Below are 18425 nucleotides of genomic sequence, written 5' to 3'. Positions count from 1 at the left end.
GCTCAGACCGGCCGGCCGAGCGTGCAGGTGAAGACCGTTTCGCCGTCCTGCACCGCCCGCACCCGCACCCCGGCCGGCTCGGTCGTCGCCTCCACCCAGCAGGGGCGGTCCAGCTCCACGTACCGGAGGAAGCCGGAGCGCAGGGTGACCGGGAGGAAGCCGGGCACGGTGGCGTGGGCCGCCTGCCGGGCCGCCTCCAGGAGCAGGATGCCGGGCACGTGGTCGTTGGGGCGGCCGAACAGCGTCGGGTGCCCGGTGTCGAGCCGCAGCGGCCAGCGCCCGGGGGCGACGGGCGGCCCGAGGACGACGTCCCGCTCGGAGGTCCGCCCGGCGCTGCGCGGCGCGAGGGCCGGGGGCGGGGGCAGGGGGGCGGCGGCGGACCGGTGGCCGCGCAGGCGGTGGTAGGCGGCGGCCGAGGTGCAGCTGATCCGCGCGTCGCAGACGGCGATCACCACCCCGTCCCGGCGCAGCGAGAAGCCGAGGCGCATCGAGCCGAGGCCGCGGCCCCGGCGGCGGATGCCGGAGCACTCCACCTCGACCATGACGTCCCAGGGATCGTCGCCGAGCACGAGGTGTTCGGCGGCGGTGGTGTAGTGCAGCTCCCACATCACGAACGCGTCGCCGAGCGGCACTCCGAGTTCGGCGTGGCAGACCAGCATCGCCGCCTGCCGCATCGTCTCCGCGATGAGCAGCGGGTCCTGGTGGCCCTTGACGGGGGCGAAGAAGCGGTGGGCGCGCGGCCAGTGCGCGGGGACGCGGAACCGGGTGTCGCTCAGCCGGGCCACGCCGGTCGGGAAGAGGTCCCGCGCGTCCGGGCGGTGGGCCATCCGCCCGAGCTCCTCCCCGGTGACGCGTGAGGAGAAATGGACCATGGGGCGCCCCCGGAAAGACTGCGGCTCGATGGGCCGGGTTGCCCCCGGCCCGGCTGTGACCGGGCCAGTCTGCCCCGGCCCGACCCACAGTTTCCAGCCACCCCCTTGAGCCGGCCCCTAGGCTGAGCGGAGTTACCGACCGTGATCGATGTGACAGGAGTACGCCATGTCCGTTCACCGTGTGGTCCCGAACATCCCGATCGGCGCGGGTGACACCGCGACGGACCCGTCCGCCCTCCGCGACAACGCCGCGTTCTACGGCCTGCTCGGCTTCGAGGAGGTCATGAACCATGGCTGGATCATGACCCTCGCCTCGCCCGCCCGGCCGGCCGCCCAGATCAGCTTCATGACCGAGGACGCGACCGGCCCGGTCAACCCTGACCTCAGCGTGGAGGTCGCGGACGTGGACGCGGTGCACGCGGCGCTCGTCCGCGCGGGCGCGGAGATCGTGTACGGCCCGCACGACGAGGAGTGGGGCGTGCGCCGCTTCTTCGTACGCGACCCGAACGGCAAGGTGGTCAACGTACTCACGCACCGCTGACCCGCCGGGCGGACGGGCCCCGGCCGGTGCACCATGGGAAGTGGCCACCGGCCGCGGCACGACCACTCGCAGACATCCGGGAGCCGAGATGCCGAACCCGCAACAGCCCGAGCAACGGCGCAGCGACAAGGGCGGCGCGACCCCGCAGGACAGCGCGCGGACCAAGGCGGCGCAGAAGGACGCGCCCCGGCCCGGAGCCGGGAAGCACGCCCACGGGACGGACAAGGGGAACAAGGGCGGCGGCGAGGGCGGCGCGACGCCCCCCGGCCAGCAGCCCGGGCACCCCTGACCCGCGCCGCGGCCCTCGCCCTGGCCCGGATCAGTCCTCCTGCGCGACCTCCTTGCTGACCTGGGCCGGCGACTCGTACTCCTTCTCCGGCAGCGCGTCCAGCGCTGCCATGATCTCGTCGCCGGCACCGTTCTGGCGGGCCTGGTCCACGATCGCGTCCTTGCCGGCGGGGTAGCTGACGCCGCCGAGGGCCTTCTGCAGTTCAATCGGGTTCGCGTTCATGAGGGCGAGGTACCCGCGTCGCATCCGCCCTCCCGCCTTCCCGCCGCCCATGACCCGATTGCCCGGCCGTGTGACCGCAACGGCGTCCACGACCGCGTTCCGCCGCCGCACTCCGCCGCTCCTGCGCCGTTCGGGTAGCCCACGCCCGGGTACACGCCGCTGGTGACCGGCGAGGCCGGGCGCCGGGCCCATGATGGCCGGTGGCCGCCGGGCCGGCCGAGGACCGGGCCGATCGGGAGGGTGCATGACGTCGTTGGACGAGCGACCGGGAGCGGCGGCGGCGGACGACCGGGAGCGGCGGGCGACCGAGCGCCGGGTGAGCGGGGGCGCGCGATTCCTCCGGCTGGTGTCGACGACCGACCACAAGGTCATCGGCGACATGTATCTGGTGACCTCGTTCGCGTTCTTCCTGTTCGCCGGGGCGCTGGCCATGGTGATGCGCGCCGAGCTCGCCCGCCCCGGCATGCAGATCGTCTCGCCCGAGCAGTACAACCAGCTGTTCACCGTGCACGGCACGATCATGATGCTGCTGTTCGCCACCCCGACGTTCACCGGTTTCGCCAACGCGATCATGCCCCTCCAGATCGGGGCGCCGGACGTGGCGTTCCCCCGGCTGAACGCGTACACGTACTGGGTGTACCTCTTCGGCGGGCTGATGGTCGTCTCGGGGTTCCTGACGGCCAACGGGGCCGCCGCCTTCGGCTGGTTCGCCTACGCGCCGCTGAACGGGCCGGTGTTCTCACCGGGGGCGGGCGGGGACCTGTGGGTGATGGGCCTCGTGGTCTCGGGCCTGAGCACGATCCTCGGCTCGGTCAACTTCATCACCACGATCATCTGCCTGCGCGCCCCGGGCATGACGCTGTTCCGGATGCCGATCTTCACCTGGAACGTGCTGTTCACCTCGATCCTGGCGCTGCTCGCCTTCCCCGTGCTGACGGCGGCGCTGCTGGCCCTGGAGGCGGACCGGAAGTTCGGCGCGCACGTCTTCGACGCGGCCAACGGCGGGGCGCTGCTGTGGCAGCACCTGTTCTGGTTCTTCGGCCACCCCGAGGTGTACATCGTGGCGCTGCCGTTCTTCGGGGTGGTCACGGAGATCCTGCCGGTGTTCAGCCGTAAACCCGCCTTCGGTTACGTGGGGCTGGTCGGCGCGACCATCGCCATCACCGGTCTCTCGGCGACCGTCTGGGCGCACCACATGTTCGCGACGGGCGGGGTGCTGCTGCCGTTCTTCTCGCTGATGTCGTTCCTGATCGCGGTACCGACGGGCGTGAAGTTCTTCAACTGGATCGGCACGATGTGGCACGGTTCGCTGTCGTTCGAGACGCCGATGCTGTGGTCCCTGGGCTTCCTGGTCACCTTTCTGCTCGGCGGGCTCACCGGGGTGCTGATCGCGTCGCCGCCGATGGACTTCCATCTGACGGACACCTATTTCATCGTGGCCCACCTGCACTACGTCCTGTTCGGGACGATCGTCTTCGCCACCTTCGCCGGGTTCTATTTCTGGTGGCCCAAGTTCACCGGCCGGATGCTCGACGAGCGGCTGGGGAAGATCCACTTCTGGACGCTCTTCGTGGGCTTCCAGCTCACCTTCCTCGTCCACCACTGGCTGGGCGAGCAGGGCATGCCCCGCCGGTACGCGGACTACCTGGCCACCGACGGGTTCACCACGCTCAACACCCTGTCGACCATCGGGGCGTTCCTGCTGGGCCTGTCCACGCTGCCGTTCCTGTACAACGTGTGGAAGACCTGGCGGTACGGGGAGCGGGTCACGGGCGACGACCCGTGGGGCTGGGGCCGCTCGCTGGAGTGGGCGACCAGCTGTCCGCCGCCCCGGCACAACTTCCACGCGCTGCCCCGTATCCGCTCCGAGTCACCCGCGTTCGACCTGCACCATCCCGAGGCGGCGGCCGTCCCGGGGAGGCCGGGCCGATGAGGGGCGAGGCGTGGCTGTTCAGCGGGGTGGCGCTGTTCTTCGGGGTGACCTGCGCGGTGTACGCGGTGTTCGCACCGGACCCGGCGGGCATCGCGGCGCTCGCCCTGTCCGGTCTGATGTCGGCGCTGGTCGCCGCGTTCCTGTGGCGGCAGGCCCACCGGTCGGCCCCCCGCCCGGAGGACCGCAAGGACGCGCGCGTCCAGGAGGTGAGCGGTCGGCGCGGGTACTTCCCGGCGGGCAGCTACTACCCGGCGATCAGCGCGGCCGGCACCGCGCTGCTGGGCCTGGGCACCGTCCAGGGGCTGTGGCTGTTCCTGATCGGGGTCGGCGTGCTGGCCCCGGGCGTCTACGGCTTCGTCTTCCAGAACCCCGACCCGGAGCGCTGATCCCCCGCCCCGCGCGGCCCGGCCAGCAGCTCACGGGCCTCCCGCTCCTGTTGCGGCGTCAGCCCGGGGCGGACCTGGTCGCGGTAGTACCAGTGGCTGAGCCGTGACCGCAGCCGCCGGGTGAGCCGGATGCGGGCGGGGGCCCGCCGGGGTGCGGGGACGTCCAGCGGCCTGGGCAGCTCCCGCGCCAGCAGGACGTACCGCTTCTCCTCGGGCAGCGGCGCGTGCTCGGGGTGGTAGCCGCCCTCCACCGACTGCTCCACGCCGCCGGTCGCCTCGCCGTCCTCCAGCAGTTCCCGGTCGTGCGCCTGGAGGGCCAGGCAGAGCCGGCCGGTCACCACGAACGCGACCGGGGGCAGGACGAACAGGGCGATGCGCAACGTCCAGGTCAGGGCGTGCACGGGCACGTCGAAGACGTAGGCGATCACGTCCTGTCCCCCGGCGAGCAGCAGTACCGCGTAGGCCGTGATGGCGGCGACGCCGAGCCCCGTGCGGACCGGCCGGTCGCGCGGGCGGTCGCAGAGGTGGCGCTCGCCCGGGCCGCCGGTGATCCACCGCTCGAAGAAGGGGTACGCGTAGAGCACGAGGAAGAGCGCGCCGGGCAGCAGCACGCCGGGGACCAGCGGGTTCCACATCAGGGTGTGGCCCCACAGCCGGGTCTCGACGCCGGGCATGAGCCGCAGGGCGCCTTCGAGGAAGCCGACGTACCAGTCGGGCTGGGAGCCGGTGGAGACCTGGTCGGTGCGGTAGGGGCCGTAGTCCCAGACGGGGTTGATCTGCGCGAGGGCGCCGAGCAGGGCGAGCACGCCGAAGACCATGAGGAAGAGACCGGCCGACTTCGCCGTGTACTGCGGGAAGAACGGTTTGCCGACGACATTGCGGCCGGTGCGCCCCGGGCCCGCCCACTGGGTGTGCTTCAAGTGCACGACGAGCAGCAGATGCAGGCTGATCAGGGCGAGGAGCAGCCCGGGGACCAGCAGGATGTGGACGGGGTAGAGCCGCGAGACGATGTCCTCGCCCGGGTACTCGCCGCCGAAGACGAAGAAGCTCACATAGGTGCCGACGACCGGGATCGACAGCATGATGCCCTGCGCGGTGCGCAGCCCCGTGCCGGACAGCAGGTCGTCGGGGAGGGAGTAGCCGGCGAAGCCCTCCAGGAGGGCGAGGAGGAACATCGTCACCCCCACCATCCAGTTGACCTCGCGCGGCCTGCGGAAGGCCCCGGTGAAGAACACCCGCAGCATGTGCGCGCCGATCGAGGCGACGAAGACGAGCGCCGCCCAGTGGTGGATCTGCCGGATCAGCAGCCCGCCCCGCACGTCGAAGCTGATGCGGAGCGTGCTGGCGTACGCCTCCGAGGTACGGACTCCCCGGAGCGGGCCGTACGAGCCCGTGTACACCGACTCGGCCATCGACGGCTGGAAGAACAGGGTCAGGTAGACCCCGGTCAGCAGGAGCACGATGAAGCTGTAGAGGGCGAATTCACCGAGGAGGAAGGACCAGTGGTCCGGGAACGCCTTCCGCAGCAGCGACCGGGCGGCCCCGGCGAGCGGGAGCCGGGCGTCCACGGCCTCCGCGGTCCTCGCGCCCGCCCTCCGCGCCCGGTCCTTCATGTGCCTCTTGCTCTTCGCCAGCAGCACGAGTCGCCTCTCCGTCGGCCGGCTGTCCCGCTTGTCGCGGCGCCCGACGGAAGGGGTACCCCCGGATCTCGTCCTCTCACGGGGCGGGGGCGGGGTTACGCGCAACGGCGCCGCCTTCTTGCGCCGCTCGGCCGAGGCGAGGCCCCGGCCCCGGCGCGCGGCCCCGCTGCCTCAGCCTCCGGTCAGCCGCCGCACCGCCTCCACCGTCCCGGCCGCTCCGTCCTCCGCGGCCATCCGCTCCGCGCCCTTCGCGGCGGCCCGCGCGTACGGCTCCTGCCGGACGACGCGGTCGAGCGCGTCGGCGAGGCGGTCGGCGGTGAGGGCGCGGAAGGGGATCGGCTCGGCCGCGGCGCCGATGGCGGCGAGACGGCCGGCCCAGAACGGCTGGTCGGCGGTCACGGGCACGGTGACCGCGGGGACCCCGGCCCGCAGCGCGGCGGCCGAGGTGCCGGCCCCGGCGTGGTGGACCACGGCGGCCAGGCGCGGGAACAGCGGGGCGTGCGGGACGTCCCCGATGGTGAGGACGTCGTCGCCCTCGGCGGTGAGCCCGGCGCTCCCCGACTGGAGGATGCCGCGCAGCCCGGCGCGGCGCAGGGCCCGCACGGCGAGCTCGCCGAGCCGTTCCCCCTCGCCGGCCGCCATGCTGCCGAAGCCGATGAGGACGGGCGGGGCCCCGGCGCTCAGGAAGTCCTCGATCTCCGGGGGCAGTTTCCCGTCCGGATCGTGGTGGGGCCACCAGTTGCCGACCACGTGCAGGCCGGGGCGCCAGTCGGCGGGCCGGGCCACCAGGGCGGTGCTGAAGCCGTGCAGGACGGGCCAGTCGGCGCGTTCCTGGCGGCGGCGCGTGTCGGAGGGCTTGGCCGGCGGGAGCCCTAGCCGTTCGCGCAGCGCGGTCACCGCGGGGGCGTACAGGCGGTCCGTCATCCGCAGCGCGAGGCGTCCGGCCAGGCGGTTGCCGGGGCGGCCCAGGGAGCGGGTGCCCGTGACGACGGGCGGGAAGTCGCCGGTCGGCGCGGTGGGCTGGAGGTACACGCCGATGCCCGGGGTGCCGGTGGCCTCGGTGAGGTGCCAGCCCAGCGGGGCGGTCGTGGTCGAGAGCAGCATCAGGTCCGTGCCGTCGGCCATCGCGTCGGCGAACCCCTGGCCCAGGTCCGTGATGAAAGCGGCGGCGGCCCGCATGAGTTCCCGCTTGTCGCCGCTTCCGCCGCCGCCCTTCGCCGGGTTGCCCGGGAGGGCGCGGAAGTCCAGCCCGGCGGCGCGGGCGAGGGGTTCGAAGGTGTCCGTCGTGGCGAGGGCGACCTCGTGACCGGCCGCGCGGAGTGCGGCGCCGAGGCCGGTGTAGGGGGCGATGTCACCGCGCGATCCGGCGGCGGCGATCAGTATTCTCATGACTCTCCTCGGCTCATCGGTCATCGCCGCCGTCCGTGCGGCGGGCCGCGTTGGCGTGGACGGCCTTGCACAGGTAGGCGGCCAGGCCTGGGCGCTGCCGGGACGGCGGCACGACCAGGGCGAAGGCGCGCGGATCGGCGGCGAAGTCGTCCGCGATGCGGCGGTGCATGTCGGACGGGCAGGCGGTGAACCAGCGGGAGATGTGCAGCCGGTGCTCCTCGGCGAGGTCCATGGCCCGTTCGCCGTCGCTCGGCTCGCCCTCGTCGAAGGCCGCCAGCAGCTCGGCACGCCAGGCCGTGGCCTCACCCATGAGCCGCCGCCAGTCCTCCTTGGTGTGCGCGGCGGCCCGGGCCATCGACGCGCGCTGCCCCGGCGAGTCGGCCCACTTGAGCGCCGCCTCGGTGGCGTAACTCAGGTCGGCGGTGATCTCGCCGAACACCTCGAAGCGCTCGTGGGGCGTCAGCGATACGCCGGTCCGCTGCACCTCGATCGCCCGCCGGGCCACCTCGGAGAGCCGGCGCAGCCTGGCGATCTCCGCCTCCAGCTGCTCCTGCCGGGCCCGCAGGTGGTCCAGGATGTCGGCCTGCGGGTCCTTGAGGATCTCGGCGATCTCGTCCAGCGGGAAGCCCAGTTCGCGGTAGAAGAGGATCTGCTGCAGCCGGACCAGGTCGGCCTCGTCGTAGAGCCGGTAGCCGGCCTGGCTGCGCCCGCCCGGCGAGAGCAGCCCCGCCTTGTCGTAGTGGTGCAGCGTACGCACCGTCACTCCGGCGAAGGCCGCCACCTGCCCCACGGAATAACTCATCCACCTGCCCTTTCCTCGCGACCGATCATCAAGCCTGACGCAAGGGGAGGGTCAAGCCGCGCCGCCCCGGGGACACCGGCCCGGCGGCGGTCACGGAAACGGCCCGGCGGGGTGTGAGCTCCCCCGCCGGGCCGGTCGTGCGGTCAGGCGCAGGCGCCGAGGTCCTCCCAGACGCCCCACTCACCGGTGGTGCCGGGCTTGTCGCCCTGCACCCACCACTTGGCGCGCCAGGTGTGCCCGTCGTACGAGACGGTGTCGCCCCCGGAGTAGACGGCCTCGGTGCTCCACAGCGGCACGGAGCAGGCGCCCGGCTCGCCGGTGTCGCCGCCGTCGCCGTCACCGCCGCCGGGGTTGCCGCCGGGGTTGCCGCCGTCGTCGCCGCCACCACCGGTGCCGCCGATGTTGACGTCGACGCACGCGTAGAAGGCGTTGGCCGTGTCGGCGACGTTCCAGACGGCGAGCACCTTCTGGCGGCCGGTGAAGCTGCCGAAGTCCACCTCCTGGCTCACGTCGGCGGGCGGCTGGGCGCGGTTGCCGGCGAACTCGGCGATCTTCTGGTCGCCGATGAAGTACTGCCAGTTCTCGGTGGCGTGACGGGCCGTGTGGTGCCAGGTGAAGGTGAACTTCTGGCCGACCGGGGTGACCTGCCAGCCCTTGTTGTCGTCGTCCAGCTCGGCGAACGCCGCGTTGCCGCCGCTGCAGCTCTTGAGCCCCTTCGGGCCCTCGACGCTCTGCGGCTCGTACTTGATCTGGCCGCAGTCGACGGCACCGGACGCGCACTGGGCCTGCCGGCTCGTCGGCGCGGTGACCCAGCCGTGGGCGCTGGCGGTGCCCGTCTGGATGCCGAGGGCGAGGACCGGGGCGACCAGCGCTCCGATGGAAACGGCCATCCGTCGCCTGGTGTTCATGCCACATCACTTCCTTTGCTCGTACGGAGGCCGGGCGTTCACCTGCGGCACACGAGGACCCCTGGTCTGGACCTGGCCGATGCAGGTCTAGACCTTAACGGCGAACGAGGCCCGGTCAAGGGGGTGGAAGGGGGTCGGTTCGCGCTTCCGCTTTTCAGCATCGAGTGGTTCGCCGACGAAGCGCTCGCGGGGCCACTTTTAAGTGATCCTTAAGCCGCTGGTCACCGGCGCCGCCCGGCCGCCGTACGGCGCGACGGCGCCCGCCGGCCACCTCACACACCATCAAATTGGTCTAGTCCTAATCTCGTTGGATTCGTTGACGCGCAGGTCACGGGCCGGTTATCACTGCTCCAGCCCATCCACAGCACCACCCGCTCCCCCGCTGGAGGCCGCACGTGCACCCCCGTAAGACATTGATCGCCGCGCTCCTGAGCACGGCCCTCGCCACCGGCGGCCTCGCCGCGACCGTCGGCACCGGCTCGGCGCAGGCGGCCGACGCACCGGCTTCCGCTTCCTCGGGCGGCGTGCGCATCGCGTACTACGACCAGTGGAGCGTCTACGGCAACGCCTTCTACCCGAAGCAGCTCGACACCCGGGGCATCGCCGGCAAGCTGGACATCATCAACTACTCGTTCGGCAACATCCACCCGACCGACCTCACGTGCTTCGAGGCCAACAAGGCGGCGGGCGACGACAACAACCCCAACGCGGGTGACGGTGCGGGCGACTCGTACGCCGACTACCAGAAGTCCTTCAGCGCGGCGGACAGCGTCGACGGCGTCGCCGACACGTGGGACCAGCCGATCGTCGGTGTCTTCAACCAGTTCAAGGAACTGAAGGCGAAGTACCCCCACCTGAAGATCAACATCTCGCTGGGCGGCTGGACGTACTCCAAGTACTTCAGCGACGCGGCGAAGACGGACGCGAGTCGCAAGAAGCTGGTCTCCTCCTGCATCGACCAGTACATCAAGGGCAACCTGCCCGTCGAGGGCGGCTTCGGCGGCCCCGGCACGGCGGCCGGCATCTTCGACGGCATCGACATCGACTGGGAGTACCCCGCCTCCGCGGGCGGCCACCTGGGCAACCACTACGCCCCCGAGGACAAGCGGAACTTCACGTTGCTGCTCGCCGAGTTCCGTAAGCAACTCGACGCGTACGGCGCCGCCAACGGCGGCAAGAAGTACCTGCTGACCGCGGCCTTCGGGGCCGGCCAGGACAAGATCGCGAACATCGAGACCGACAAGATCGGCCAGTACCTCGACTACGCGAACCTGATGACGTACGACATGCACGGGGCCTGGGACGGCGACGGGCCCACGTACCACCAGTCCCCGCTCTACTCGGGCTCCGACGACCCGTCCGACCCGGTCGCGCCCGGCACCGAGAAGTACTCGATCGACAACGCGGTCGACTCCTGGCTCGACGGCAAGCCGGCCTACGGCATCGCCGGCGGCTTCCCCGCGAACAAGCTGACCCTGGGCTACGAGCTCTACTACCGCGGCTGGAAGGGCGTGCCGGAGGGCGCCACCCACGGCCTGGCCCAGTCCGCGACCGGCGGCTCCTCCCCCCGCCCGCTGAGCCAGCAGGCCGGCATCGCGCACTACAAGGAGCTCGGCGGCATCGTCGACAACCCGGCGACCACCTACTGGGACGACGAGGCGAAGGCGTCCTACTTCTACAAGGACGGCGAGTTCTTCACGGGCCTGGACCAGAGGTCCATCCAGGCCAGGGCCGACTACGCCAAGCAGCGCGGTCTGGCCGGCGCCATGATGTACTCCCTCCTCGGCCTGGACGAGAAGGCCACCCTGCTGAACCAGATCAACACCGCGATCGGCGGCACCACCACCGAGCCCACCACCCCGCCGACCACCGAGCCGACGGACCCGCCCACCACCGGCCCCACGGACCCGCCCGCCGGTGACTGCGGCTCCATCCCGGCGTACGTGGCCGGCACGGTCTACAACACGGGCAACGTGGTCTCCTACAACGGCCGCACGTACAAGGCCCAGTGGTGGACCCAGAACGAGACCCCCGGCAGCACCGGTGAATGGGGCGTCTGGAAGGACCAGGGCGCCTGCTGACCGGCCCCGCCCGATGCGTGCCCCCCGCCGGCGACCGGCGGGGGGCACGCCCGTGGTCCGGGGGGCCTTCGCGCGGATCAGGCCGGGTCGGGCGGGAGCAGGCCTGATCGGTCCCGATCGGGGAAGCGGGCTCGCAGGAAGTCCAGCAGCACGCGGTTGAAGCGTTCCGGCTGTTCGGCGCCCGGGAGATGTCCCGCGCCCTCGATGACGCGCAGCACGGAGTGCGGGGCGAGGCGGGCGATGGCCTCGGCTTCGGCGACCGGCGTGTGGACGTCGTCCGCCCCGACGACGACCAGTACCGGGCAGCGGGCGGCGGCCAGCGTGTCGCGGTAGTCGGCGCGCTCGGCACGGCCCCGCAGGGCCGCCGCCGCACCTCGCGGGTCGGTGGCGCGCATCATGGCCAGGACGCGTGCGGCGACCTCCGGCAGGGCGGTGACGTTGTAGGAGGCCAGCATCTTGTCGATGACCTCGTCCGCGTAACCGGCCATGCCTTCGGCGAGCAGCCGGTCGGCCAGGCGGTTCCTGAAGGCCCTGCCGTCGGGCGTCTCGGCGGGCGCCGAGGTGTCCGACAGGATCAGCCCGCGCACGCGGGAGGCGTGCCGGCGCTGCGTCTCCATGGCGATCTGGCCGCCCATGGACACGCCGCCGATCACGGCCCGTCCGATGCCGAGGTGGTCCAGCAGGCCGACGAGGTCGTCCGCGAAGCCGGACAGGTACACGCGTCCGTCCGTGACCCCGCTGTCGCCGTATCCCCGCAGGTCCGGCGTGATGACGCGGTGGCCGGCCGCGGCGAGGGCCGCGCTCTGCGGTGCCCACAGGGTGCGGTTGAAGGGATGGCCGTGGACCAGCAGGACCGGCAGCCCGTCCGCAGGCCCGAGGTCGTCGTAGTGGAGGGTGGTTCCGTTCACCGTTGTGTGGCTCATCTGCCTTACCTGTACGGGTAGTCGCTCATAGTCGCTCACTGGAGCGGAATGTCGGCTCCGCGCTGCTCCTCGGGCCGGGGGCCGTGGATGCGCCGGGCGGCCTCGGAGATGGCGAGGTCGTTGATGCTCGCCTCGCGGCGCCGCATGAGGCCGTGCTCGTCGAACTCCCACAGCTCGTTGCCGTAGCTGCGCCACCACTGGCCGCCCGCGTCGTGCCACTCGTACTGGAAGCGGACGGCGATCCGGTCGTCGCCGAACGCCCAGAGGCTCTTGCGCAGCGCGTACTCCCGCTCGCGCTGCCACTTGCGCGCCAGAAAGGCGACGATCTCCTCGCGTCCCCGGACGAACGTGTCCCGGTTCCGCCAGACGGAGTCCGTGGTGTAGGCCCGCGCCACCCGGTGGGGGTCTCGGGTGTTCCAGGCGTCCTCGGCGGCCTGGACCTTCCGCAGGGCGGTCTCGCGGGTGAACGGTGTTCCGGATCGGCGGCCCTCGACCGACATGGTGCCTCCCACGGCGACGGCTGGAGAACGGTCGTTCCCCAGCGCTAGGATGACCACCGTAGAGAACGATCGTTTTCAACGTCAAGGAGGCCCGGATGCCGGCGCCGATCTCAGCGGAGCAGCGGGAGCGGGACCGCGACGCGCTGCTCGACGCGGCGGAGGAGCTCTTCTACGAGCGGGGCATCCAAGCGGTCGGCATGGACGAGGTACGGGCGGCCTCGGGTCTGTCGCTGAAGCGGATCTACGGGTCGTACGCCACGAAGGAGGACCTGGTCGTGGCAGTGCTCCGGCGGCGCGACCAGCGGTGGCGGGGGGACCTCGCGGCGTACGTGGAACAGGTCCCGGCCGGCCGCGAACGGGTGCTCGCGGTCTTCGACTGGCTGGCCCGGTGGTTCTCCCGGCCGGGCTTCCGCGGCTGCGCCTGGATCAACGCGCACGGCGAGCTCGGCGCGGCCTCACCGGCGGTTCTGGCCGAAGTCCGGGAGCACAAGAGGGCCTTCAGGGCCCAGATCGCCGCCTGGGTCGACGCCACCGGCGCACCCGTGGCCGACCCCGTCTTCCTGCTGGCCGAGGGCGCGATCGTGACGGCGGGCATCACCGGCGACCCGGCCCCGGCCGCGCACGCCCGGTCGGCCGCGGCGGCGCTGCTCGGGACCGGCTGAGGCGGTCCGTCCGCGTCGGACGGGAGGGGCGACCCGGCATCCGACGCCGGATTGACGGGCGCACCCTGTTCCACGAGGGCCGGGGACGTCGGGACAGGTGCGGCGTACCGGCTGCCGGAACGATTCTTCAGCACCGGTCGGCCACTCCGTCGGCCGCGTGACGCAAAGACCGAGAGGCCGCGGCGGTGCACCCTGGGAGCGCCGAACGAGCGGCCGGGCACAGCCCCGGCCGCTCAGTTGGCCGCGGGTCAGCTGAAGACCGCGGAGCGGAGCTTGAGCCGGTCGGTGGCCCGGCCGCCGGGCCTGAGGCTGTAGTAGTCGCCGTCGCAGTCCGGGCCGGTGAACATGGTGACGGTGCTTCCGGTGAAGTTCTGCGGGGCGAAGGCGGGTTCGGACTCGTCGGGGTCGGAGACCTCCGGCAGGGTGACGCAGACACGGCTGTCGGGCTCGACGAGGACGCCGGCGGCCCGGTTGCCGAAGTCGTCGTAGTAGGTGTAGCGGAACTCGCCCACGGCGGCGCCCGCGGAACTCGGCAGTGCGACCGCCATGGCGAGGGCCGCCGTGGCTGCGAAGACGACCTGGCGCAAACGGATGGACATCGGAAAACCTTCCGGTAGAGCTCACAGACGAATGTCGACGCAGAGAAACTAAGCGACAGCAGAACTGGAAGATCGTTTCTTCTTCAATCGCCGCACGGCGCCGGAGCGACATACACCCGCACGAGGCAAGCGGGAACAGCCATGTGATCGTTTATCGGCCGCTCCGCGCACAGGCGTTCATGAGACCTCAGGCGTTCCGTGGTCGAGCAGGGCACCGTGCCGAGCGCCCGCCGCGGCGGCCGTGAAAATCCGCGTGCGGTCGAGCGGGGCGCAGTGGTAGACATCCGGCGTGCAAAACACCCTGGACTTCCCTGACTTGCTGCGACTCATCGACGAACGGGCGACGGCCTTCCGGGCCGCGATCGCCGCCGCTCCCAGCCTGGACGCGCAGGTGCCGACCTGTCCGGAATGGACGCTGTTCGACCTGGCGCTGCACCTGGGCTCGGGCCGCCCGTTCTGGGCCGCTGTCGTGGAGGCGGGTCCGGCCGACGCCCCGCCGGCCGAGGCCGTGGCGGCGCGCGCCGGGGCGCAGGCGCCCCGGGAGCGGGGGGCGTTGGTGGCCTGGCTCGCCACGTCGACGCAGGAGCTGCTGGACGCCCTGCGGGCGGCCGGCCCGGACGCCGAGTGCTGGACGTGGTGGGGCGCCTCGCAGTCGCCGCGGACCAGCGGTGCCGTCGCCCGGCACCAGCTCCAGGAGATCGCGGTGCACACCTACGACGCCCAGCTCACCGTCGGCGCCGCGCAGCCGCTGCCGGCGGAGGTGGCGCTGGACGGCGTCGAGGAATTTCTCTTCACCTGCTGCGCGTGGTCGGGCGCCTGGCCGCACGAGCCGGCCGTCGTCGACTACCACGCCACCGAGGGCCGCTCCTGGCGCTTCACGGTCGAGGCGGCCGGCGCCCGCGCCGTCCGCCTCCCGGCCGCCGGCGGGAGTGAGGCGGCCCCGGCCGACGCCTCCGCCCGGGGCACGGCCGCTGAGCTGGTCCTGTGGTTCCACGGACGCACCCCGCTGGACTCGGTGAAGACCGACGGCGACCGGGCCATCTTCGAGCGGCTCTTCGCCTGGGACCCGACCGCGTAGGGCGTGGTCGCCGCCGCGGCACCCGGCCGCGCCGCGTCGACCCATCTCCGCCGCACCCGCAGCCGGCGGCAGCCTCCGATCAGGGCGCTGTGCTGACGCGTATCTGGTGCCAAGTTTCTTGATGGCGATGTTCAGCCAGGGAGAAGACGGAACGGGCGTACGCCCGAGGGTGAATGGAAAGGGACGGAAGGGCTACGGTCACAGCTTTCCCCCGGAACCGAAGTTCTACTCGCCGACGGAACACATAAGGCCATCGAAGATGTCGAAGTCGGTGATGTTGTACGGACTACGGACGTAGCCACAGGACAGGATTATGACGAAAAAGTCGTAGGTGTCATTACTACCGAAGACGACAAGATCTTCACGAATGTCACCATAACTGCTGGTAACGAAGTTACCAATATAGTCACCACTGACACCCACCCGTTCTGGGTGCCGACGATGAAGAGCTGGGTCGAAGCCGGCGACCTTACAATTGGCCAACAACTGAAAACAAGCGAGGGAAAGCGAGCCCGGATAACAGCGCTCAGCCACTATGTAAAGAGGCAGCGCACACACGACCTCACCATCCAAGACGTGCACGCGTACTATGTGCTGGCGGGGGCTACGCCGGTCCTCGTTCACAACTGCGATGGCAGCATCGATTGGGTCAACGAGAACGCAAATATGAGTTCCGCAGCGCGGGCTTATGATGCTGGGGCGGCGGGTTCCAGGGCTGGCGTGGCCCCGGCGTTGCAGTACTACAAGGCTGGCGGGAATCACCTGTCTCAGATCAAATTCGATGGGCTTGATGCGGCCAACGGCGTGATGATCGACCGAAAGGTGAGCGTCACAACCTTCAACAATACATACCGACAAGCCATGAATCAATCTCTGGCGCTTGAGCAGAACGGTTACAGTGGCCGGCGGGAAGTCCCCACTGCGGCTGAGGCCGCGAGGGCTAGGAAAGTCCTCGGCGGCCTCCTGATCACCAACATTCGAGTGAGGGTTGTGCCCTGATGGATGTCAACAAGGTCCTGGTTCGCGCATTCGTAAGCCTCGTCGTCTCGATCGACTTGACGGACGATGAAGATATTGATCCGGATATCGCGACGGACATTCTCGAACCTGCTGCCGCCCTGTTTCGTGATCTCTCGGAAGAGGGGCGTCGGGAAGTTACTTCCCTGGTTCTTGAGTGCGCCGAACTGGAAGAGAACCCGGAGCGCAGGAGGGTAATTCTGGGGCTTCCGGAAGCCATTGGTCTTCTCGATGAAGACTGATCAGCGGGAAGTGAGGCGTAACCTCTTCGCTCGATCCCGCAACCGTCGCACTGGTTATCGGTAGCAAAGTTGAAGCCCCGTCAGGCGAGTCCTGGCGGGGCTTCTGTGTGGGGTGACGGCAGTAGTTGACGGCAACGTCAGCGGACGAGGGTGGCGCGGGGCGGCGGTTCGTCGCCGTCGGCGTTGCCTGTCCCGGTGTCGTCGGGCCGTCGAGCGCGGTGCAGAGGGCGTCGATAGCGTCTCGCTGGAGGCGGAGCCTCACGTGGGCATAGACGGTGGCGGTGACGCCGATGTGGGCGTGGCCGAGGAGTTCCTTGATCACGACGAGTTCGACGCCCTGCTCCAGAAGCAGAGTCGCGGTCGAATGGCGAAGGTCGTGGAAGCGGATGCGACGGAGGCCGGCCTTGCGGAGGAGCGTGGTAAAGGTGCGGGTGAGGTTGGTCAGGTCGATCGGCCTGCCCTGTGGCGTGGTGAACACGTACCCGTTGTGCTGCCACTCAGTTCCTGCCGCGTGCCTTCGCGCTGCTGCTGCTCGTGGTGGTGCTTCAGCGAGTGGAGGCAGCGGGTGGGGAGGGCGATGCGGCGTTCGGAGGCATGGGTCTTGGTGGGCAACGTGGTGAGTCCGCCGGTGTTGGATACAGCACTCCACGCGAAACACGAGCCAGGCTGCAACAAGACTTCACCCTGCAGCCTGGAAACCGCTGTCCGTGATCAGGGCGGAACTTCATAGAGGCGAGATGGCGAGAAGGGCGCGTCGCAGCCTACGCTGTCTGGTTCGTGACAGTTCATTGGGCAGTGGGGACACCAGGACAGGCGCGGTCGGCCAAGATCACGACGTTCCCCGTCCTCGGTGACCCGTCGGGAAGGCATTGTTGCCGACGCATCCCATCCCAATTTCCGCTTGCCTGTGACCAGCTCCACGAGTGGCCAGTTGTCGGGTCCAGGGAGGTGACAAGTCTGCTCGACCTTGAGCGGCCACGGTGCAGTCAAGTGCTGATCCTTCTCGGCTCCACATCGTGCTGTTCGGCTACCCCGCTTGTTGCTGCTCGTCACAGGTCACGCAGCCAGCGGCGTGCCTGTTGGCGCAGCAGTGTATGCAAGGCGAAGGAGCAGGAACGCAGGGCGGCCGGACAGCGCCCCCGACGTCGCAAACGCGCAGCCAAGGTGCCTCGCGCGACCCTCCGCTCCAGGGACTTTTCAGGGACTTTGAGCGCTGCCTGAGGGACTCCCGAGGGACTTTCGCTGCCTAGCAAGGAAGCCCTTGAAGACCCGGGACGGGCCTCCGACCTGCGTCGGGGGCCCGCCCCGGGGCGAAGCCGCAAGTGGCGGCAGACGAGTCGGGCTGTACGCCGGGTTCTGTCGCCCGGTCGCCTCGCGGCGGCCGGGGAGACGGCCATCCATCTAGGACCGGCATTGCTGCCGGCCTCGTGCGGTCTACCCGCGAACTCGGGCGGGCAGCCCTCAAGCGTTCGCGCAGGGCCGCCTTGCGACGGCCCCTCTTGACCTTGCTCCGGGTGGGGTTTACCTAGCCGCCTGGGTCGCCCCAGGCGCTGGTGGTCTCTTACACCACCGTTTCACCCTTACCCGGGACCGGAGTCCCGGGCGGTCTGTTTTCTGTGGCACTGTCCCGCGGGTCACCCCGGGTGGCCGTTAGCCATCACCCTGCCCTGTGGAGCCCGGACGTTCCTCGGGAGAATCCGGGGATTCCCACGCGGCCGTCCGCCCGGCTCGTCTGCCGTGGGGCCCATGCTACCTGGCCGGATCAGATGAAGTCCGCCGTCTCCAGGTCGAACGAGAACGGCTCCGGCAGGCGCACCGCCTTCCCGAACGGGACCGTGCAGTGCTGCCGGTAGTCGTCGCCCTCCGGGTCGCTGAACAGCGTCACCGAGGACTCCTCCCGGTCCACCAGCAGGTACAGCGGGATCGGGCCCCTCGCGTAGCAGTGCCGCTTGGCCTCGCGGTCGGCGGCCGGTTTGGACGAGGTGACCTCGACGACGAGCGCGACCCCCTCGCACGGCATCCACGGCTCCGCGCTCCGGTACAGCCGGAGTGCCGTCGGGGCGAAGGTGGCATCGGGGATGGCGTGGTTCTTCGGACAAGCTCCGCCACTTCTCAGCTTCAGGCCCTTGTTTCCGGAGAAGTCCATGTCGGTCGTCGCGTGCCTGATGACCTGCTTCAAGATCACACTGATGTAGTCCTCATGATCCCCGTCCGGCGGCGGTGTCACGATGATCTCCCCCTCGATCAGCTCCGCTCGGAAGCCCTCCGGCGTATCCAGCGCCAGGAAGCCCTCAAGCAGGACGTCCGCCTGCGAGAGCGGTTCGTGCGGCATGGCAGACAT

The 18425-nt window shown here is 70.6% G+C and carries 18 protein-coding genes, 1 other RNA gene and 2 pseudogenes; 9 read left to right on the top strand and 12 right to left on the bottom strand.

Annotated elements, in window-relative coordinates:
• Window positions 1–2 precede the first annotated feature (2 nt).
• Entirely contained in the window at window positions 3–827 is an 825-nt protein-coding gene (locus tag FKN01_RS02010) for a ScbA/BarX family gamma-butyrolactone biosynthesis protein (protein WP_143615910.1), read from the bottom strand.
• A gap of 211 nt (window positions 828–1038) precedes the next feature.
• On the opposite strand from FKN01_RS02010, the gene FKN01_RS02005 reads away from it, so the two are divergent.
• Window positions 1039–1413 (top strand): VOC family protein, encoded by a 375-nt coding sequence (locus FKN01_RS02005; RefSeq protein WP_221939347.1) that lies wholly within the window; start codon window positions 1039–1041, stop codon window positions 1411–1413.
• Window positions 1414–1501: 88 nt separating this feature from the next.
• Window positions 1502–1702, top strand: coding sequence for a hypothetical protein (locus FKN01_RS02000; RefSeq protein WP_143615909.1), 201 nt, complete (start codon window positions 1502–1504; stop codon window positions 1700–1702).
• 30 nt (window positions 1703–1732) lie between these two features.
• Here FKN01_RS02000 and FKN01_RS01995 read toward each other — a convergent pair whose 3' ends face one another.
• Window positions 1733–1924, bottom strand: a complete 192-nt coding sequence (locus FKN01_RS01995) for a DUF2795 domain-containing protein (RefSeq protein ID WP_143615908.1) — start codon at window positions 1922–1924, stop codon at window positions 1733–1735.
• Window positions 1925–2168: 244 nt separating this feature from the next.
• On the opposite strand from FKN01_RS01995, the gene ctaD reads away from it, so the two are divergent.
• Together ctaD and FKN01_RS01985 are read left to right on the top strand one after the other, a co-directional pair.
• Window positions 2169–3857 carry a cytochrome c oxidase subunit I gene (ctaD, locus tag FKN01_RS01990; protein ID WP_143615907.1) on the top strand — a complete coding sequence of 563 codons (1689 nt, stop codon included), beginning with the start codon at window positions 2169–2171 and terminating at the stop codon, window positions 3855–3857.
• On the top strand, window positions 3854–4243 hold the full coding sequence (locus FKN01_RS01985; RefSeq protein WP_143615906.1) for a cytochrome c oxidase subunit 4: 390 nt from the start codon (window positions 3854–3856) through the stop codon (window positions 4241–4243). Before ctaD ends, FKN01_RS01985 begins: the two co-directional genes overlap by 4 nt.
• On the opposite strand, the gene FKN01_RS01980 is transcribed toward FKN01_RS01985, so the two are convergent.
• The 4 genes from FKN01_RS01980 to FKN01_RS01965 all read right to left on the bottom strand — a co-directional run bounded on the left by FKN01_RS01980 (window position 4204) and on the right by FKN01_RS01965 (window position 8982).
• On the bottom strand, window positions 4204–5883 hold the full coding sequence (locus tag FKN01_RS01980) for a cytochrome bc complex cytochrome b subunit (protein WP_398930656.1): 1680 nt from the start codon (window positions 5881–5883) through the stop codon (window positions 4204–4206). The two genes, FKN01_RS01985 and FKN01_RS01980, sit on opposite strands and share 40 nt — an antisense overlap.
• Before the next feature lie 171 nt (window positions 5884–6054).
• Window positions 6055–7272: a glycosyltransferase gene (locus FKN01_RS01975; protein WP_143615905.1), complete on the bottom strand. Its 1218-nt coding sequence runs from the start codon at window positions 7270–7272 to the stop codon at window positions 6055–6057.
• A 13-nt stretch (window positions 7273–7285) separates the two neighbouring features.
• Window positions 7286–8074 carry a MerR family transcriptional regulator gene (locus FKN01_RS01970; protein ID WP_143615904.1) on the bottom strand — a complete coding sequence of 263 codons (789 nt, stop codon included), beginning with the start codon at window positions 8072–8074 and terminating at the stop codon, window positions 7286–7288.
• A 143-nt stretch (window positions 8075–8217) separates the two neighbouring features.
• Window positions 8218–8982, bottom strand: coding sequence for a lytic polysaccharide monooxygenase (locus FKN01_RS01965; protein WP_143615903.1), 765 nt, complete (start codon window positions 8980–8982; stop codon window positions 8218–8220).
• Between the two features lie 395 nt (window positions 8983–9377).
• Here FKN01_RS01965 and FKN01_RS01960 point away from each other — a divergent pair, with 395 nt between their 5' ends.
• Window positions 9378–11063 (top strand): glycosyl hydrolase family 18 protein, encoded by a 1686-nt coding sequence (locus FKN01_RS01960; RefSeq protein WP_143615902.1) that lies wholly within the window; start codon window positions 9378–9380, stop codon window positions 11061–11063.
• A gap of 77 nt (window positions 11064–11140) precedes the next feature.
• Here the strand turns inward: FKN01_RS01960 and FKN01_RS01955 are convergent, their stop codons facing one another.
• Both FKN01_RS01955 and FKN01_RS01950 read right to left on the bottom strand, forming a co-directional pair.
• The gene (locus tag FKN01_RS01955; RefSeq protein ID WP_143615901.1) at window positions 11141–11986 is read right to left on the bottom strand and encodes an alpha/beta fold hydrolase; all 846 of its coding nucleotides are present in this window, start codon (window positions 11984–11986) and stop codon (window positions 11141–11143) included.
• 35 nt (window positions 11987–12021) lie between these two features.
• Complete coding sequence (locus FKN01_RS01950) at window positions 12022–12486, bottom strand: nuclear transport factor 2 family protein (RefSeq protein ID WP_143615900.1); 465 nt, start codon at window positions 12484–12486, stop codon at window positions 12022–12024.
• A gap of 95 nt (window positions 12487–12581) precedes the next feature.
• Between FKN01_RS01950 and FKN01_RS01945 the strand changes: the two genes are divergently transcribed.
• Window positions 12582–13148: a TetR/AcrR family transcriptional regulator gene (locus FKN01_RS01945; protein ID WP_143615899.1), complete on the top strand. Its 567-nt coding sequence runs from the start codon at window positions 12582–12584 to the stop codon at window positions 13146–13148.
• A 248-nt stretch (window positions 13149–13396) separates the two neighbouring features.
• Here the strand turns inward: FKN01_RS01945 and FKN01_RS01940 are convergent, their stop codons facing one another.
• Window positions 13397–13747 carry a hypothetical protein gene (locus FKN01_RS01940; protein WP_185992697.1) on the bottom strand — a complete coding sequence of 117 codons (351 nt, stop codon included), beginning with the start codon at window positions 13745–13747 and terminating at the stop codon, window positions 13397–13399.
• A gap of 289 nt (window positions 13748–14036) precedes the next feature.
• On the opposite strand from FKN01_RS01940, the gene FKN01_RS01935 reads away from it, so the two are divergent.
• From FKN01_RS01935 to FKN01_RS01925, 3 genes and pseudogenes are all read left to right on the top strand, one after another.
• Window positions 14037–14825, top strand: a complete 789-nt coding sequence (locus FKN01_RS01935) for a maleylpyruvate isomerase family mycothiol-dependent enzyme (protein ID WP_143615898.1) — start codon at window positions 14037–14039, stop codon at window positions 14823–14825.
• A gap of 243 nt (window positions 14826–15068) precedes the next feature.
• A pseudogene (locus FKN01_RS01930) lies at window positions 15069–15824 on the top strand (polymorphic toxin-type HINT domain-containing protein); the annotation flags it as partial.
• Window positions 15824–16084: a hypothetical protein gene (locus tag FKN01_RS01925; RefSeq protein ID WP_143615896.1), complete on the top strand. Its 261-nt coding sequence runs from the start codon at window positions 15824–15826 to the stop codon at window positions 16082–16084. The pseudogene FKN01_RS01930 and the gene FKN01_RS01925, both read left to right, overlap by 1 nt.
• A gap of 193 nt (window positions 16085–16277) precedes the next feature.
• Here the strand turns inward: FKN01_RS01925 and FKN01_RS01920 are convergent.
• From FKN01_RS01920 to FKN01_RS01910, 3 genes and pseudogenes are all read right to left on the bottom strand, one after another.
• Window positions 16278–16720: pseudogene (locus FKN01_RS01920) on the bottom strand (tyrosine-type recombinase/integrase); the annotation flags it as partial.
• Window positions 16721–17413: 693 nt separating this feature from the next.
• Window positions 17414–17815, bottom strand: an RNA gene (gene rnpB / locus FKN01_RS01915) — RNase P RNA component class A.
• A 31-nt stretch (window positions 17816–17846) separates the two neighbouring features.
• The gene (locus tag FKN01_RS01910; RefSeq protein ID WP_143615997.1) at window positions 17847–18416 is read right to left on the bottom strand and encodes a Uma2 family endonuclease; all 570 of its coding nucleotides are present in this window, start codon (window positions 18414–18416) and stop codon (window positions 17847–17849) included.
• Window positions 18417–18425: the final 9 nt, after the last annotated feature.

It is taken from the genome of Streptomyces sp. 130 (assembly GCF_007096885.1).
In the GTDB taxonomy this organism is placed as follows: domain Bacteria; phylum Actinomycetota; class Actinomycetes; order Streptomycetales; family Streptomycetaceae; genus Streptomyces.
The sequence above is the reverse complement of the archived record's forward strand: the minus strand, read 5'-3'. Positions and strand labels throughout refer to the sequence as shown.

Coding starts and splice junctions, on each gene's coding strand:
- FKN01_RS01995 (WP_143615908.1), bottom strand. CDS start 1,924: ATGAACGCGAACCCGATTGAACTGCAGAAGGCCCTCGGCGGCGTCAGC.
- FKN01_RS01985 (WP_143615906.1), top strand. CDS start 3,854: ATGAGGGGCGAGGCGTGGCTGTTCAGCGGGGTGGCGCTGTTCTTCGGG.
- FKN01_RS02000 (WP_143615909.1), top strand. CDS start 1,502: ATGCCGAACCCGCAACAGCCCGAGCAACGGCGCAGCGACAAGGGCGGC.
- FKN01_RS01970 (WP_143615904.1), bottom strand. CDS start 8,074: ATGAGTTATTCCGTGGGGCAGGTGGCGGCCTTCGCCGGAGTGACGGTG.
- ctaD (WP_143615907.1), top strand. CDS start 2,169: ATGACGTCGTTGGACGAGCGACCGGGAGCGGCGGCGGCGGACGACCGG.
- FKN01_RS01975 (WP_143615905.1), bottom strand. CDS start 7,272: ATGAGAATACTGATCGCCGCCGCCGGATCGCGCGGTGACATCGCCCCC.
- FKN01_RS01955 (WP_143615901.1), bottom strand. CDS start 11,986: ATGAGCCACACAACGGTGAACGGAACCACCCTCCACTACGACGACCTC.
- FKN01_RS01965 (WP_143615903.1), bottom strand. CDS start 8,982: ATGAACACCAGGCGACGGATGGCCGTTTCCATCGGAGCGCTGGTCGCC.
- FKN01_RS02010 (WP_143615910.1), bottom strand. CDS start 827: ATGGCCCACCGCCCGGACGCGCGGGACCTCTTCCCGACCGGCGTGGCC.
- FKN01_RS01950 (WP_143615900.1), bottom strand. CDS start 12,486: ATGTCGGTCGAGGGCCGCCGATCCGGAACACCGTTCACCCGCGAGACC.
- FKN01_RS01945 (WP_143615899.1), top strand. CDS start 12,582: ATGCCGGCGCCGATCTCAGCGGAGCAGCGGGAGCGGGACCGCGACGCG.
- FKN01_RS02005 (WP_221939347.1), top strand. CDS start 1,039: ATGTCCGTTCACCGTGTGGTCCCGAACATCCCGATCGGCGCGGGTGAC.
- FKN01_RS01925 (WP_143615896.1), top strand. CDS start 15,824: ATGGATGTCAACAAGGTCCTGGTTCGCGCATTCGTAAGCCTCGTCGTC.
- FKN01_RS01940 (WP_185992697.1), bottom strand. CDS start 13,747: ATGTCCATCCGTTTGCGCCAGGTCGTCTTCGCAGCCACGGCGGCCCTC.
- FKN01_RS01910 (WP_143615997.1), bottom strand. CDS start 18,416: ATGCCGCACGAACCGCTCTCGCAGGCGGACGTCCTGCTTGAGGGCTTC.